The following is a 12,753-nucleotide window of genomic DNA, read 5'->3' on the forward strand; positions in this document are numbered from 1 at the left end:
AATCGGCTTGATTGTTCCACGGCATATCAAATTACATACGCCAGGGCAATGAGAAACGTTACGGCAGTCACGCGTACTCCCGCTGCCCCCCGGCAACGTCCGCGTTCGCCAGCAGGTTCGCCAAAGCCAAGGAGATGTCGGGCATGGTCGCGCCTGGACCAAAGATCGCGCTGACTCCAGCAAGCCGCAGTGCCGGCTGGTCCGCCTCCGGTATGACCCCGCCCGCCAGCAGCGGCAGACGGCCCAGCCCGGCATCACGCAGGCACTTGGCAACCCTGGGCAACAGCGCACGGTGCGCGCCGGCCAGGGTGGACACGCCAAGGGCATCCACCGCCAGGTCCCGCGCGAGTTGAACCACCCCTTCCGGCGTTTCGAACAGCGCTCCCATATGTACACGAAAGCCCGCGTCAGCCAGCGCCCCCGCGACCGCCTTGATGCCCCGGTCGTGGCCATCCTGCCCCAGCTTCACCAGCAGTATCGAAGGTGGACGGCCATCCCGTGCCAGGCGTGCGACGGCATGCCGCGCCCGTGCCCAGGCCTCGTCATCGGACTGGATGCCGGATCCGGCATCGGCGGCATCGCCATCGCGGGCGGCGCCATAGACCCCAGACACGAAGTCGCTGCGCGGCTGGTAGCGCGGCCAGACGCGTTCCAGCGCCGCCGTGCATTCACCCACCGACGCGTCGGCCGATAGCGCCGCCATCACCGCTACCAGCAGATTGCCTGAGCCAGACCGAGCCTGGTTCTCCAGCTCATCCAGAGCGCGGACCACGGCTGCTCCATCGCGCCGCGCGCGCAAGGAAGCAAGGCGGGCCAGTTGCTCGGCCCGAACCGCCGCGCCGTCAATGGCGCGCGTACCCGCGGACGCGCAGGCGCTGTCGGGATAAGCAGAAGGCGGCTCCAATTCGCGCGTATCCCCGCGGGGCCCAGGTTGCGGGGCGGCATGTACATTCATCCCCACCACGGGACGCGCACCTGTGTCAATTTCCGCCTGACAGCGGCTGGCCAGGATATGGATCCGCCGTGTCAGCCAGCCAGAGTCGAGCGCTGCGAGCACCCCACCCTCCTCGTCTATTTCCCGCATGACGTCACGCACCGCCTTGCACATATCGGCCGTCAACGACTCCATCACGTAGGATCCTGCCCATGGATCGACCACATCGCGCAGTCCCGTCTCCTGCTGAAGGATCAACTGCGTATCGCGGGCAATGCGCGCCGCGTCATCGCTGGGCAGCGCAAGTGCCTCATCGAACGCGTTGGTATGCAATGACTGCGTGCCGCCAAAAACCGCTGCCATCGCCTCGACTGTCGTACGGGTGATGTTGTTCAGCGGTGCCTGCGCTGCAAGCGACCAGCCGGATGTCTGGCAATGCATGCGCATGGCCATTGACCGCGCCTGACGCCCGCCATGGGCGGCGACCATATCCGACCACAGCACCCGCGCCGCGCGCAGCTTGGCGATTTCGCCATAGAAGTCCATGCCGACGCCGAAAAAGAAACTCAGGGTCCGGCAGAACGCATCCACATCCAGTCCGCGCGCCACGAAGGCGCGCAGGTATTCCCGCGCGTTGGCCAGGGTCATCGCCAATTCCAACACCCCGTCCGCGCCGGCCTCCTGAAAGTGATAACCGGAGATGGACATCGAATTGAAGCGCGGCATGTGACGGGCAACATAGTCCACGACGTCCGCGGCGATACGCAACGAGGGCGCCGGCGCGTGGATATAGGTATTGCGAACCTGAAATTCCTTGAGGATGTCGTTCTGGATTGTCCCCGACAGTTTTTCCGGCTGCAGCCCCTGTGCCCGCCCTGCCAGGATGAAGCAGCCCAGCACGGGCAGCACCGCGCCGCTCATGGTCATCGACACGGAGACTTTATCCAGCGCAATGCCATCGAAAAGGCGTTGCATGTCGTCCACACAGTCGATCGCCACGCCTGTCAGTCCAACGTCCGCCAGCGCCGCGGGATGGTCCGAATCGTAGCCGCGATGCGTAGGCAGGTCGAATGCCACGGATAGCCCCTGCGCCCCGCCCGCCAGCAAGCTGCGGAAGAAGGCATTGCTGGCCTTGGCACCGGCGAACCCCGCGTACTGCCGCAGGGTCCAGGGCTTGGCTGTGTACATCGACGCATACGGGCCCCGCAGATACGGCACCTCGCCAGGCCCGCTATTCAAATGCGGCAGCCCGCGCAGGTCTTGCGCTGTATATAGCGCCTTGCGGGGTATGCCGCGTGCGATGCGTTTATGGCTCATGGATTAGCCCCCTCCAAGATGCGCGGGCCGCTTGCGCGTCCGTACCTCGGCGATGGGTTGCTCGTCCACGACGCGATACAGGCCCATGCGATGCACCAGCTCACCTTGCTCCGTGGTCTCCCATTCGAGGCAACGCACGATGACTTCTTCGCCGACGTTGATGTTGCCGTAGTAGTCCACCTCGCGCGCGGTCGTCACCAGCAATTCAGCAGGCCGGAAGAATTGCCATTCCGCCCGATCCACCCACGCTGGAAAGCTGGCGAAGTACATGAAGTTGGCGCCGTTGAAGTCGTTGTTGGGACAAGGTGAGGCGTGGTAACTCCCCTGGCCCGATGGCACATTCACGGCATGCTGCTCACGCAAGGTCGCGGCCCGCTGCCGGCGTTCGCGCGTTTGCGCCACGAGCCGGGCGACGGCTTCCGCCGACGGTTCATCCGACCTCGCGGACAGGTTGGCCGACAACGTCAAACTGGCCCGTCCGACAGAGCGGTTGTCACGCAGGGAGTGACGGAAAACAAAGGCAGACAACATCTCGATGCGTGCCGATGCCGTCGTCTCACCCGCCCGATAGAGCACCTGCTGGCTGAGAAACTGCGCCCTGCCGGCCGGAGCAAGACCCGCGTGCAACTGGAAAACATCGTTTTCGCCGATCCCGTCCAACTCGGTCGCGATGAGACGCACGGCCGTGAACGCCGCGTAGGCTTTATTGCCGGAAGCGTCGCGAAAGTCAGGACGCGACATGCCGTGCGCCCGCGCCAGGCGCTCCCAATGCAGGTCGCCGCACTCCTTCCAGAGCCAGTTCTCCGACAGGCCCGTATAGGCCAGATGCGGCATGCCCGCGCAGTAAGACCTCAAATGTGGTGCTTCCATTTCCTCTTCCTCGTCACAGTCCCGCCGCCTGTCACGCCGCCAGCGCGGCCGTCCCAAGACCTGCCTCGGCTTGCTCCGCGATGGCGCTAGCAAGATGCTCTGCATCCCGTGCGATGCCGGAAAAGCGCCCTGATCCCCACGTGTGGAGCCAAGGCAGACCCAGGAAATACAGGCCCTTCTGGTTCGTTACGCCGCGCCGGTGCACCGGCTGTCCACGGCCGTTGAAGACGGGCGCATCGACCCAAGCGAAATCCGGCTGGAAACCAATGCACCAGAGGATGCTGCCTATTCCCGCCGCGGCCAGGTCCAGGCTTGTCCGCTCGGCTGATGGCGTCCAAACGGGCTCGTATATCGTCGCGGGCGGCGCCTCGATTCCCTGGGCAGCGATGTGCTTGTCGATGGCCGCATTGATGCCGTTGAAGGTCCGGTCGGCACTGTCCAGGTGCTCCGCCAGGTTGGGTGCGAAGCTCACAGTCGTCCCCGTCACGTCGGTCAACTGGCCGTACAGCTGCATCCCTTCCAGGGCAAAGCGGCGCAGGTCGATGTCGCGACCTCCTTCGCGGCCGGTCACATAGTGGTTCGTGTTGTCGCGCACGCCCTCGCGCAGGGGATGCTGGTCCACCGACATCTCGTAGTAATTCATGTCGGCCAGCCAGTCGACCACATCACGGCCGCGATAGAAGCGCGCGCAGCGCGGCGCATCGCCGGTGGCCAGATACACCTGGCGTCCGGCCAAATGCAGGTCCTCCGCGATCTGAGCGCCCGATTGTCCGGACCCGACCACGAGCACGCCGCCAGGCGGCAATTGGCCTGGATTCCGGTACTGGTTTGAGTGAAGCTGTGCGATCGAAGCCGGCAGCCGTTCCGCTGAGCGCGGAATGATGGGAACCGTGTAGCCGCCAGAGGCCACTACGACCTGTCCCGCGCGAAAGTCCCCGGCGCTGGTGTGCACGTCGTAGATTCCGTCATCCCCCTGCTTCACATGCAATACCGTTACCCCCTCCAATGCCGGCGCGTCCACCTTGCCGATGAAGTCATCCAGGTACTCGATGATCTGCGGCCTGGTCATGAACCCGTGTGGGTCCTCTCCCGCATAGGGATGCCCAGGCAGGGCGCACTGCCAGTTGGGCGTCACCAAGCTGAAGGCATCCCAACGCTGCGTGCGCCAGGTGTGCGTCAACGTGTGCTTCTCGATGACGATGTGGCCCACAGTCAGGCTAGTCAGATAATGGCTGAGCGACAACCCCGCCTGACCGCCGCCAACGATGACGACCGGGTAGAAAGGAAGGAAATTCGGTTCAGGTGACATGATTTTCTCCAGCATGTCGCAAGTCTTGGATGAAGGGTGAGATAGCGCGCAGGCCGTCAATCGGTGTCACCGAAGGCAAGGACGGTGACGGCCGCATGGCTTGCCGGGCCGCTGGAATCTGTGTCCGCTGCAAGGCGAGCGTGATCCGCGGCGAGCTGTTCCAGGGTCGCCAGTTGGTCAAGCGCGCGCGAGCAGGCGAAGCCGTACTTCTGCCTGACCCTTTCACTGGCAATTTCCAAAGCAGTACGCATATGCCCCATGAACACGTCGACGGGATAATTTCCGCCAACCGCCACATAATCGCGAATGACAAGGGAAGGCGAGTAGCAGTCCGTCTCCTGGCCATCAGGCCAGCGGATGCGGAAAGACATGGCAGGCATGAAATACTCCAAAAGAAAGAAAATGGCCGTCTTAGCACGTCGCCAGGACGGACTCGTAAAGGGTCTGATGGCGGCGGGCGCTGGCATCCCACGAATAGCGCTGCAGCAGCGACTCGGGCTCGGGGCGAAACACCAGGGCCTGCAACATCGAGGACGCAATGGCGTCAGGGTCGGCGGGATCCGTGAACAACACTTCAGATTCCGTCAGGTGTTCCGTAAAAGGGGCACGCCGCGACACCACCGCAGGGGTACCGCAGGCCAGCGCCTCCAGCACGGCCAGCCCGAAACCTTCGCGCCACGAAGGCATGATCAGCGCATCGGCCAGCCGATAAAGCGCCGGCAATACGCCATCGGGCAAGGGGCCGGTTATCGTGACACCGCTCGCCCCGATATCGTCCAAGGCAGCATGGAACCGGCGCCCATAGGCGTCATGGTCCAACAGGCTCGCACCGCCGGCGATGACCAGCCGCGCGCACGGATGCTGTTTGCGCACACTTGAATAGGCTTGCAGTATCGCCAGCGTATTCTTGCGTTCCTCCACGCCACCCACCGCCAGAAACAGCGCCCCCCCGCGAGCGATCCCCAGATTGGCCGCAACACCGGCATCGCCTTCTGCCGTCACGTCAGGGTTGAAGACGCGGCGGTTGACGCCATTGGAAATCTGCTGCGCCTCAATGCCGTGCACCGCGCGCAGATGATCGATCCAGGTGGCGCTGACACAGCAGACCAGCGAAGCAGCGTCAAACGCTCGCAACTGCCACGAACTCAGCTGGGCGTCGTCGAAGTCGTCGAGATGATGCACCGTGCGGACAAAGCCGGGCACGGTGCCGTCGTCGACCAGGTCCGCCAACGCGTTGCCGCTGATGCTGTCCTGGGCGTGCAGCACGTCATAGCGTTCCACAGGGAGCACCCTGCGCAGATACGCAACGAAGGCATCGATACGCGCCCGCACCATGGGTACCGTGCCAGGTCCGTGTGGCGCGACGGGTGCGATGGCGGTCCGGCAACGCGTGGGGCGGAAGAAGGTCGCCCCGGCCGCCGCGGGCGCCATCACAGTGACCTCGTGCCCCAAGCCGCTTAACGCATCGCCAAGTTCCAATGCATGGACCACGCCCCCACGGGGGTTCACCGAATGTGTCAGCAGTCCAATTTTCATGCGACGCTCCTCATGTCATCGACGGGAGCCGCGGGTTCCGTATTGCATCCCATGAATGCAGCAGCCGTGAAATCCCACAAGAGGGACTGGTCGCCATTCGCACGCAACCAGACTGCCTTTTCTTCGGTTACGCGCCCGCAAGCTACGGCCGCGATGTCGCGGGCTCCGAAGCGCCGCAGTACTTCCGCGGTCGAATCCGGATGCACGCTGAGCACGAATCCGTAGCTGGGAAAGGACACAAGCCAGCGGAGGATATCCACGCCTTGCGGACGCGGGACGCAGTCCACGTCGATCACCGCGCCCACCCCTGAACATTCGAGCAGCATCAACGCGGTGCCCACCGCTCCGGCCATGCTGATGTCCTTTCCGGCCTGGCACAGGCCTGCCTCCGCGAGCGCGGGCAGGATATCCAGATCGCCACGCAGGCGTTCACCCGGCGCGGATGTCGACGCATTCCAATACGGAAAAGGCTCCTGGTAGGCGCCCCGCAGGTCCACGGCCATGATCAGGTCGTCTCCTGGCCTGGCATCGAAGCTGGAGATCAGCTTGCTCGCCCGTCCCAGGACCGACACGGCCAGCTGGCCCTTTTCTCCGCGTGTATTGCTGTGGCCGCCCACAACGGGCACGCCATACGCCGCTGACGCCGCCGCCATGCCGCGCAGCACCTCGCCGGCGGGATCCATGCCGCGGCTCCATAGCGCATCCACCACCGCAAGCGGACGGCCGCCCATGGCATAGACGTCGCTCACATTGACCATGACGCCGCAATAGCCGGCGAACCACGGCATGCTCGCGACGAAGTCCTCGACGAAGCCCTCGATCGCGAACAGCAGGTAGCCGTCGCCGTCGGCCAGGGCAGCGCAATCATCCCCAAGCCCCGTCGCCTGGCCTGCTTGCTGCCATCCCGCGGGGGAATGCAGGCCAAGCGAGCCCATCACGGCCGCGATGTCTCGTTTATGGGCGAATCCCCGACTTTCTTTCAGCGCGGCAACAATCGCTTCAGGTGTCATGTCATGATCTCCGCGCATGGGCCACGAATCCGTCCGCCATGCGATGGAACGGCGGGTAGGCGGCAAGGTCGGCGCGCATAAGGTGGTGAGGACGATCGCGCAGCGTTTCCTCTGCCAGCGACTCCCACCTGAGCTTGCGAAAGAGCGGCACGTTCTGACTCTGTACGTGAGCCAGGAAAGTGTCGCAACCGATGGCGTTGGCGCTGCTGACCGCCAGACGGATCAAAGCCGCGCCCAGGCTGCCGCTGCGGCGAAAAGCCAAGTCCACCGCCAGCCGTGAGCCCCACCAGCGCCCGTGTTCGTCGCGGTGTATGCGCACGGTACCCGCTACCGTATCGGGCATGCCCGCGACACAGGCCAGCGCCACCAGCAGATGGGCCTCGTCATCGATGGAATCCCTATCGTCGCCCTGGAATATCCCCTGCTCTTCGCAGAAGACCGCGCGGCGCAGACTATGGGCTTGGCGCCGTTCCCAATCAAGGGTGGCGTGCTTGATTCGAAACTCGACGGGACGGAACAGGCAGGGAAGCTCGTTTTGCATCTGAGCCCCCACTCACAACTCGTACAGCGACAGCGACGAACAGGCGCCGCACTTGCCGCAGCCCGCCTTGATCTCTGACGAACGCAAGGAGGTTTCCGCCACCCGCCTTCCCAGGGGTTCCAATATGGTGCGCATGAATTCCGCGCTTGGTGCGGGATGGTCCTCCAGGGGCGTGCCGCTGATGGGGACGAAGGGCACGACGAAAGGATAGACCCCCAACGCCAACAGCCGGTCGCACATTTCCAGGATGGCCTGCGGCGTATCGCCCAGGCCCGCCAGAATGTAGGTGCTGACCTGCCCCCACCCGAAGATCGCCACGGCCGCTTCAAAGGCGCTGAGATAGCGCTCCACCGGAACGGTGGCCTTGCCGGGCATGATGCGCTGGCGCACGGCCGGTGTAACGGCTTCCAGATGCATCCCCAGCGTGTCGATGCCCGCATCCCGCATCCGCGAGAACCACGCATCGTCGTCAGGCGGCTCGCACTGCCCCTGGATGGGAATATCGACCGCCGCCTTGATCGCGGCCGCGCTTTCGCAAAGGATCGCGGCGCCACGGTCCGTGGCGTTAGGCGTTCCAGTCGTCAGGACGACGTGCTTTACGCCATCCAGCAACACCGCGGCCCGCGCCACCTCGGCCAACTGCGCCGGCGTCTTGCGTGCGATGGTGCGTCCGGCTGCCAGTGACTGGCCTATCGCGCAGAATTGGCAAGCCTTGCGTCGGCTTTCATAGCGGATGCAGGTCTGCAGCACGGTGGTCGCCAGCACATCGGAGCCATGCAACGTGGCGATGTGCGAATAGGGCACGCCGTCCATCGTCTGCATCGCGTAGAAACGTGGAGCCTTCGGAAACGAGAGCGTGGCGATAGGAATAGAGCCCCGCATCAATGTGCTGCGGCCATGCTCGTCCGGGGACTGCGCGACGAACGGCGAATTCCAGGCGGTGGATGTATGCACCGGCACCATGAAGGCCTTTTCGCCTACCATCACGGCCTTGTGGTCCGACGGCCCCGCGCCGCCGCGCCGGCTGGCGGCGCCGGCACTCGGGTCAAGCAGCCGCAGGCCTGACGACTGCAATTCCGTCATCAATTGCCGGCTCGCCGGCGGCAGAATTTCCTGCGTTTCCATGATTCACCTCTGGAAGAAACGTAACGTCCGGCACGGTGTCGCCGTGCATTGGAAAAGCGGGCCGCGCAGCCCTGCGGTCGATGGCCAGGCTCAGTAACTCCGGCCGCGCGTAGTGGCCCACGCTGTCCATCATGCGTTTGCGCTTGGTGATCAGAGCCAGGTCCAGATCCGCCACGACCATGCCCTCACCTTCGAGCAGCGGCGGCACCAGGTGATTGCCTTCCGGCGATACGATGGCCGTGTTACAGCCGCCACGCAGGGCTCGCTGCAACGCAGGGTCGGAGGTGATGGACTCGATCTGCGCATCCGTCAGCCAACCCGTGCTGTTCACCACAAAGCAGCCGGACTCCAGCGCGTGGTGGCGTATCGTCACCTCGATCTGGTCAGCGAAAATCGGCCCAACCATCGAGCCGGGGAACTGACTGCAATGGATTTGCTCGTGCTGCGTCATCAACGCGTAGCGAGCCAGCGGGTTGTAGTGCTCCCAGCAGGCCAAGGCGCCGACGCGGCCCGCTTGCGTCTGCACCACCTGCAATCCGCTGCCATCGCCCTGCCCCCAGATCATGCGTTCGTGGAAGGTCGGGGTGATCTTGCGGCGGCGCTGCACCAGGCGGCCATCGCCGTCGAACACCAGCTGGGTGTTATAGAGCGAGCCGTGATCGCGTTCGTTCACGCCCAGCACCACGACAATGCCGTGCCTGCGCGCGCGCTCTGACACGGCCTGGGTGACCGGGCCGGGCACGACCACGGCCCGCTCGTACAGCCGCAGATGATCGGCACCGGATTGCACGGGCGGCTTGACGAAGGAGAAGTACGGGTAGTAAGGCACAAACGTCTCTGGGAAGACAGCCAGCTGTGCACCCTTGCCGGCTGCCTCATCGAGCGCATCCAGCACCTTCTTCAGAGTACCGTCAGTGCCCTCGAAGTCTGGCGCCAACTGGATGGCGGCTGCACGAATGACGCGGTTCTCGGACATGCCCGGTGATCCTCAAAGCGTCCAGGTATCAAGAATGAACGCGTTGTCGCGTCGATGCAGCAGCACCAGGTCCAGGACATCCAGGGGATTGATCGGACGGATGCCTTCGATCAGCGACGGCTCGCCATGCCCATAAAGGGCCTGCAGCGCGAAGCGGCAGGCGTAGACCTTGCCGCCCTCTTCCATGAATTTCTCGATCTGCTTGTTGAAGTTCTGGTGTCCGGGAAAGGCTTCGTCACCCAGCGTCGGGAAGCCACGCTTGACGCCCAGGGTCACGCCGGGGCCGTACAGCAGGACCGACGTATCGAAGCCCTTGCGCTTGAGCCGCGTGGCCTGCAGCAGATTGACGAAGCCGATCGATCCTTCGAAAGCCACCGTGTGGAAGGTGACCAGCGCTTTCTCGCCAGGCTGGGCCTTTACGTCTGCGAATACTTTCTCTTCATAATCGACCAGGAAATCGCCTTTTTCATGAGCGGGCTTGGTGACGGCAGGCATGGTGAATTCTCCGAAAGGATGAGGTCGGCGCGGTGTTGCGCTGCCTTGTCCTGTTGCAACGTACATGCCATCAGTTGCCGCGAAACATGCAATCAACATCCAATCAAACAGGCGTGGACAGCCTCGCGGGACCGCCCCGCCACGAGTTTTCCGGCCGCTACGCGCAGTACCTGCATGGAGATCCCATCCACCCCGCACCATAGCCGTGCAAAGCATGGCGCATCGCGATCCTGGATGGTGCACACGTGCATCGCCAGCCGTCTTTTGTCCGCGCGGCCCCTTCGCTTTACGGGCTACGCAAGCTTCGCGCTGTGTGCCAACATAGACCCAAGGCGCGACTTCTCCCGCATCGGAACTCCGGCACATGGCCTATTCGACACAACACTGGCTTGCCCGCTTCGCGCAAAGCGAACGGCCCGCGTATCTGTTGCTGGCAGAGCTCATCGAGCGGGACGTCGGCGAAGGTCGCCTGTCGTCAGGCGACCGCCTGCCGCCCTTGCGACAACTGGCGGAGGCCTTGAGCCTGGACTACACGACGGTCGCGCGCGGATATGCCGAAGCGCGCAAGCGCGGCCTGGTCGATTCGCATCCGGGCGCGGGCACCTACGTCAAAGGTGGCAATCCCTCGCTTGCATCGCGCGGTGGCATCAGTGCGGAAATGAGCATGAATCTGCCGCCCGAGCCGCGCTCGCCCGCCCTGCTTGCACGCATGCGTGAAAGCGCCAAGCGGATCTTTGCGGAAGACGACTTCTATGGGCTTCTGCGTTACCAGGAATTCGGCGGCAACCTGGCTGATCGCGATGCCGGAGCGCGTTGGCTACGCCGCCAGTTGCCCGGCGTGCGCGCCGAAGACGTACTGGTCTGTCCCGGCATACATAGCGTGCTGCTGGCACTCGTGGCCCAACTTGTGCCGGCGGGCGAACTGATGTGCGTCGAAGCCCTCACCTATCCGGGTATCAAAGCGATCGCCACGCAGCTGGGCATCAAGCTGTTTCCGCTACAGATGGACAAAGACGGACTTAGCGCCGCGGCGTTCGAGGACGCCTGCAAAGCCGTTCAGCCCAAGGCGCTGTACTGTAATCCGACGCTGCAGAATCCCACGGCCGCGACGATACCGGCCAGCCGGCGCGAGGAGATCGCCGACGTGGCCCAGCGCTACAACGTCGCCATTATCGAAGATGATCCCTATGCCATGCTGCCATCGCAAATGCCGGAGCCCCTGAGCCTGTTGGCGCCGGAGATCAGCTATTACGTGACGGGATTCTCGAAATGCCTGGGGGCAGGCATGCGCATCGCGTATGTGAAAGCACCTGACGCCATGCGGCAGCGCAGGCTCGCGGCGACGCTACGTGCCTTCACCGTAATGTCGTCGCCCGTCACCAATGCGCTGGCAACACGCTGGGTCAATGACGGCACCGCCGAGGCCATGCTGGAAGCAGTGCGCGCGGAGGCGTCGGACCGTCAGGAGCTGGCACAGAAGCATCTGCGGGGACTGCGCGTGCAAACTGACCCGGAAGGTTTTCACCTGTGGCTGGAACTGCCTTCCGGCGTCGCGCCGCTGGCCTTCGCCGAACGCATGCGCGACCGGGGGGTGTGGGTGGTAGGCAGCGCCGCGTTCGCCACCGATGGGAATCCGCCGCAGGCAGTGCGTGTCTGCCTGGGCGGCGCCATGAGCTGGTCGGAATGCGCTGAGGGATTGCAGCTGCTTGCAAGCGAGCTGCGCAACGATGAAACTTAGCCGCGCTCGACGGCAAGCAGCGTCGATTCGAAGGCGTGCTGGGTCGCTACTTCCATGAGCGCCGGCAGCATGGCCGCGCCACGCACCGCGGCGCAGGGTTCGGACGCCCCCCTCTCCAGGGCCTGCAAAGCCTCGTCCATGCCACCTGTCGCGGCGCCGGGCAGCAGGGTCGTCAGGCTCACGCGCCTGACACCCAGCTCACGCAGCCGCGCAAGCGGCACGCCCCCCGCCGACGGTGCGGGCGCCAGCCCGGTACCGGCACTGATCGTCACGGGAACGTGCAACGCGCGCACCAGGCCGTCGATTTCCGCTTCACCACGTGGCGCCATCGGCAGGATGAGATCCGCGCCGGCTTCCTCGTAGGCCAGCACGCGCGTGACGACGTCGTCCACCGATTCGACGGCGCAGGCGTCGGTACGAACGATGACCAGGAAACCCTCATCGCGGCGCGCGCGGCAGGCCGCACGTATCTTCCCGCACATCTCCGTCACGCTGACGACTTCCTTGTCCGGCCCGGCGCCATACCGGCGTGGCACCACCTGATCTTCCAGGTTGACGCCGGCGGCGCCAGCTTCCTCGAACAATTCGACGGTGTGGAATACACCTCGTGCATTGCCGTAACCGGCATCGGCATCCGCGGTGATGGGGATGCGCGCCACGCGCACCAGGCGGCGGCAGTGCTCGACACTCTCCGCGAGCCCCAGCAGCCCTATGTCCGGCTGGCCCAACAAGGCCATGGCCAGCATGGCCCCGCTGATGCAAGCGCTGCGATAGCCTGCACGCTCGACCAGCCGAAGGCTGAAGACATCATGGATCGCCGGCGCGATGACAAAGGCATCGTCCTGCAACTGGCGCCGTAGTGCGGCCCGCTTCGAAGCGGCATCGGGGAAGGCAAGCACAGG

Annotated in this window: 12 protein-coding genes; 1 reads left to right on the forward strand and 11 read right to left on the reverse strand. The window is 64.4% G+C overall.

What is annotated here, in order from left to right; genetic code table 11:
• Positions 1–67: 67 nt before the first annotated feature.
• From scpA to ASB57_RS10320, 10 genes are read right to left on the reverse strand one after another with little or no spacing between them, the layout of a single operon-like run.
• Positions 68–2,251, reverse strand: a complete 2,184-nt coding sequence (gene scpA / locus ASB57_RS10275) for a methylmalonyl-CoA mutase (protein WP_057652147.1) — start codon at positions 2,249–2,251, stop codon at positions 68–70.
• Between the two features lie 3 nt (positions 2,252–2,254).
• A complete protein-coding gene (locus tag ASB57_RS10280; RefSeq protein ID WP_197425022.1) occupies positions 2,255–3,121 on the reverse strand; it encodes a Pnap_2097 family protein in 867 nt (288 codons plus the stop codon).
• A 31-nt stretch (positions 3,122–3,152) separates the two neighbouring features.
• Entirely contained in the window at positions 3,153–4,445 is a 1,293-nt protein-coding gene (locus ASB57_RS10285) for an MSMEG_0569 family flavin-dependent oxidoreductase (RefSeq protein WP_057652149.1), read from the reverse strand.
• 41 nt (positions 4,446–4,486) lie between these two features.
• The gene (locus ASB57_RS10290) at positions 4,487–4,810 is read right to left on the reverse strand and encodes an MSMEG_0570 family nitrogen starvation response protein (protein ID WP_057652150.1); all 324 of its coding nucleotides are present in this window, start codon (positions 4,808–4,810) and stop codon (positions 4,487–4,489) included.
• A 31-nt stretch (positions 4,811–4,841) separates the two neighbouring features.
• Positions 4,842–5,966, reverse strand: coding sequence for an MSMEG_0565 family glycosyltransferase (locus ASB57_RS10295; RefSeq protein WP_057652151.1), 1,125 nt, complete (start codon positions 5,964–5,966; stop codon positions 4,842–4,844).
• Positions 5,963–6,976 (reverse strand): sll0787 family AIR synthase-like protein, encoded by a 1,014-nt coding sequence (locus ASB57_RS10300; RefSeq protein WP_057652152.1) that lies wholly within the window; start codon positions 6,974–6,976, stop codon positions 5,963–5,965. The genes ASB57_RS10295 and ASB57_RS10300 overlap by 4 nt, the downstream gene beginning before the upstream one ends.
• Position 6,977: 1 nt before the next feature.
• Positions 6,978–7,517 (reverse strand): MSMEG_0567/Sll0786 family nitrogen starvation N-acetyltransferase, encoded by a 540-nt coding sequence (locus ASB57_RS10305; protein ID WP_057656058.1) that lies wholly within the window; start codon positions 7,515–7,517, stop codon positions 6,978–6,980.
• 12 nt (positions 7,518–7,529) lie between these two features.
• Positions 7,530–8,600, reverse strand: a complete 1,071-nt coding sequence (locus tag ASB57_RS10310; RefSeq protein ID WP_057652153.1) for an MSMEG_0568 family radical SAM protein — start codon at positions 8,598–8,600, stop codon at positions 7,530–7,532.
• Entirely contained in the window at positions 8,563–9,618 is a 1,056-nt protein-coding gene (locus ASB57_RS10315) for a Nit6803 family nitrilase (protein WP_057652154.1), read from the reverse strand. The genes ASB57_RS10310 and ASB57_RS10315 overlap by 38 nt, the downstream gene beginning before the upstream one ends.
• A gap of 12 nt (positions 9,619–9,630) precedes the next feature.
• Positions 9,631–10,113, reverse strand: a complete 483-nt coding sequence (locus tag ASB57_RS10320; protein WP_057652155.1) for an MSMEG_0572/Sll0783 family nitrogen starvation response protein — start codon at positions 10,111–10,113, stop codon at positions 9,631–9,633.
• A gap of 364 nt (positions 10,114–10,477) precedes the next feature.
• Here ASB57_RS10320 and ASB57_RS10325 point away from each other — a divergent pair, with 364 nt between their 5' ends.
• A complete protein-coding gene (locus ASB57_RS10325; protein WP_057652156.1) occupies positions 10,478–11,851 on the forward strand; it encodes a PLP-dependent aminotransferase family protein in 1,374 nt (457 codons plus the stop codon).
• On the opposite strand, the gene ASB57_RS10330 is transcribed toward ASB57_RS10325, so the two are convergent.
• Positions 11,848–12,750 carry an oxaloacetate decarboxylase gene (locus tag ASB57_RS10330; RefSeq protein ID WP_231755387.1) on the reverse strand — a complete coding sequence of 301 codons (903 nt, stop codon included), beginning with the start codon at positions 12,748–12,750 and terminating at the stop codon, positions 11,848–11,850. The two genes, ASB57_RS10325 and ASB57_RS10330, sit on opposite strands and share 4 nt — an antisense overlap.
• Between the last annotated feature and the right edge of the window lie 3 nt (positions 12,751–12,753).

Source organism: Bordetella sp. N (genome assembly GCF_001433395.1).
Classification (GTDB): Bacteria; Pseudomonadota; Gammaproteobacteria; order Burkholderiales; family Burkholderiaceae_B; genus Bordetella_C.

Coding starts and splice junctions, on each gene's coding strand:
- ASB57_RS10310 (WP_057652153.1), bottom strand. CDS start 8,600: ATGACGGAATTGCAGTCGTCAGGCCTGCGGCTGCTTGACCCGAGTGCC.
- ASB57_RS10295 (WP_057652151.1), bottom strand. CDS start 5,966: ATGAAAATTGGACTGCTGACACATTCGGTGAACCCCCGTGGGGGCGTG.
- ASB57_RS10290 (WP_057652150.1), bottom strand. CDS start 4,810: ATGCCTGCCATGTCTTTCCGCATCCGCTGGCCTGATGGCCAGGAGACG.
- ASB57_RS10300 (WP_057652152.1), bottom strand. CDS start 6,976: ATGACACCTGAAGCGATTGTTGCCGCGCTGAAAGAAAGTCGGGGATTC.
- scpA (WP_057652147.1), bottom strand. CDS start 2,251: ATGAGCCATAAACGCATCGCACGCGGCATACCCCGCAAGGCGCTATAT.
- ASB57_RS10280 (WP_197425022.1), bottom strand. CDS start 3,121: ATGGAAGCACCACATTTGAGGTCTTACTGCGCGGGCATGCCGCATCTG.
- ASB57_RS10315 (WP_057652154.1), bottom strand. CDS start 9,618: ATGTCCGAGAACCGCGTCATTCGTGCAGCCGCCATCCAGTTGGCGCCA.
- ASB57_RS10320 (WP_057652155.1), bottom strand. CDS start 10,113: ATGCCTGCCGTCACCAAGCCCGCTCATGAAAAAGGCGATTTCCTGGTC.
- ASB57_RS10285 (WP_057652149.1), bottom strand. CDS start 4,445: ATGCTGGAGAAAATCATGTCACCTGAACCGAATTTCCTTCCTTTCTAC.
- ASB57_RS10305 (WP_057656058.1), bottom strand. CDS start 7,517: ATGCAAAACGAGCTTCCCTGCCTGTTCCGTCCCGTCGAGTTTCGAATC.
- ASB57_RS10325 (WP_057652156.1), top strand. CDS start 10,478: ATGGCCTATTCGACACAACACTGGCTTGCCCGCTTCGCGCAAAGCGAA.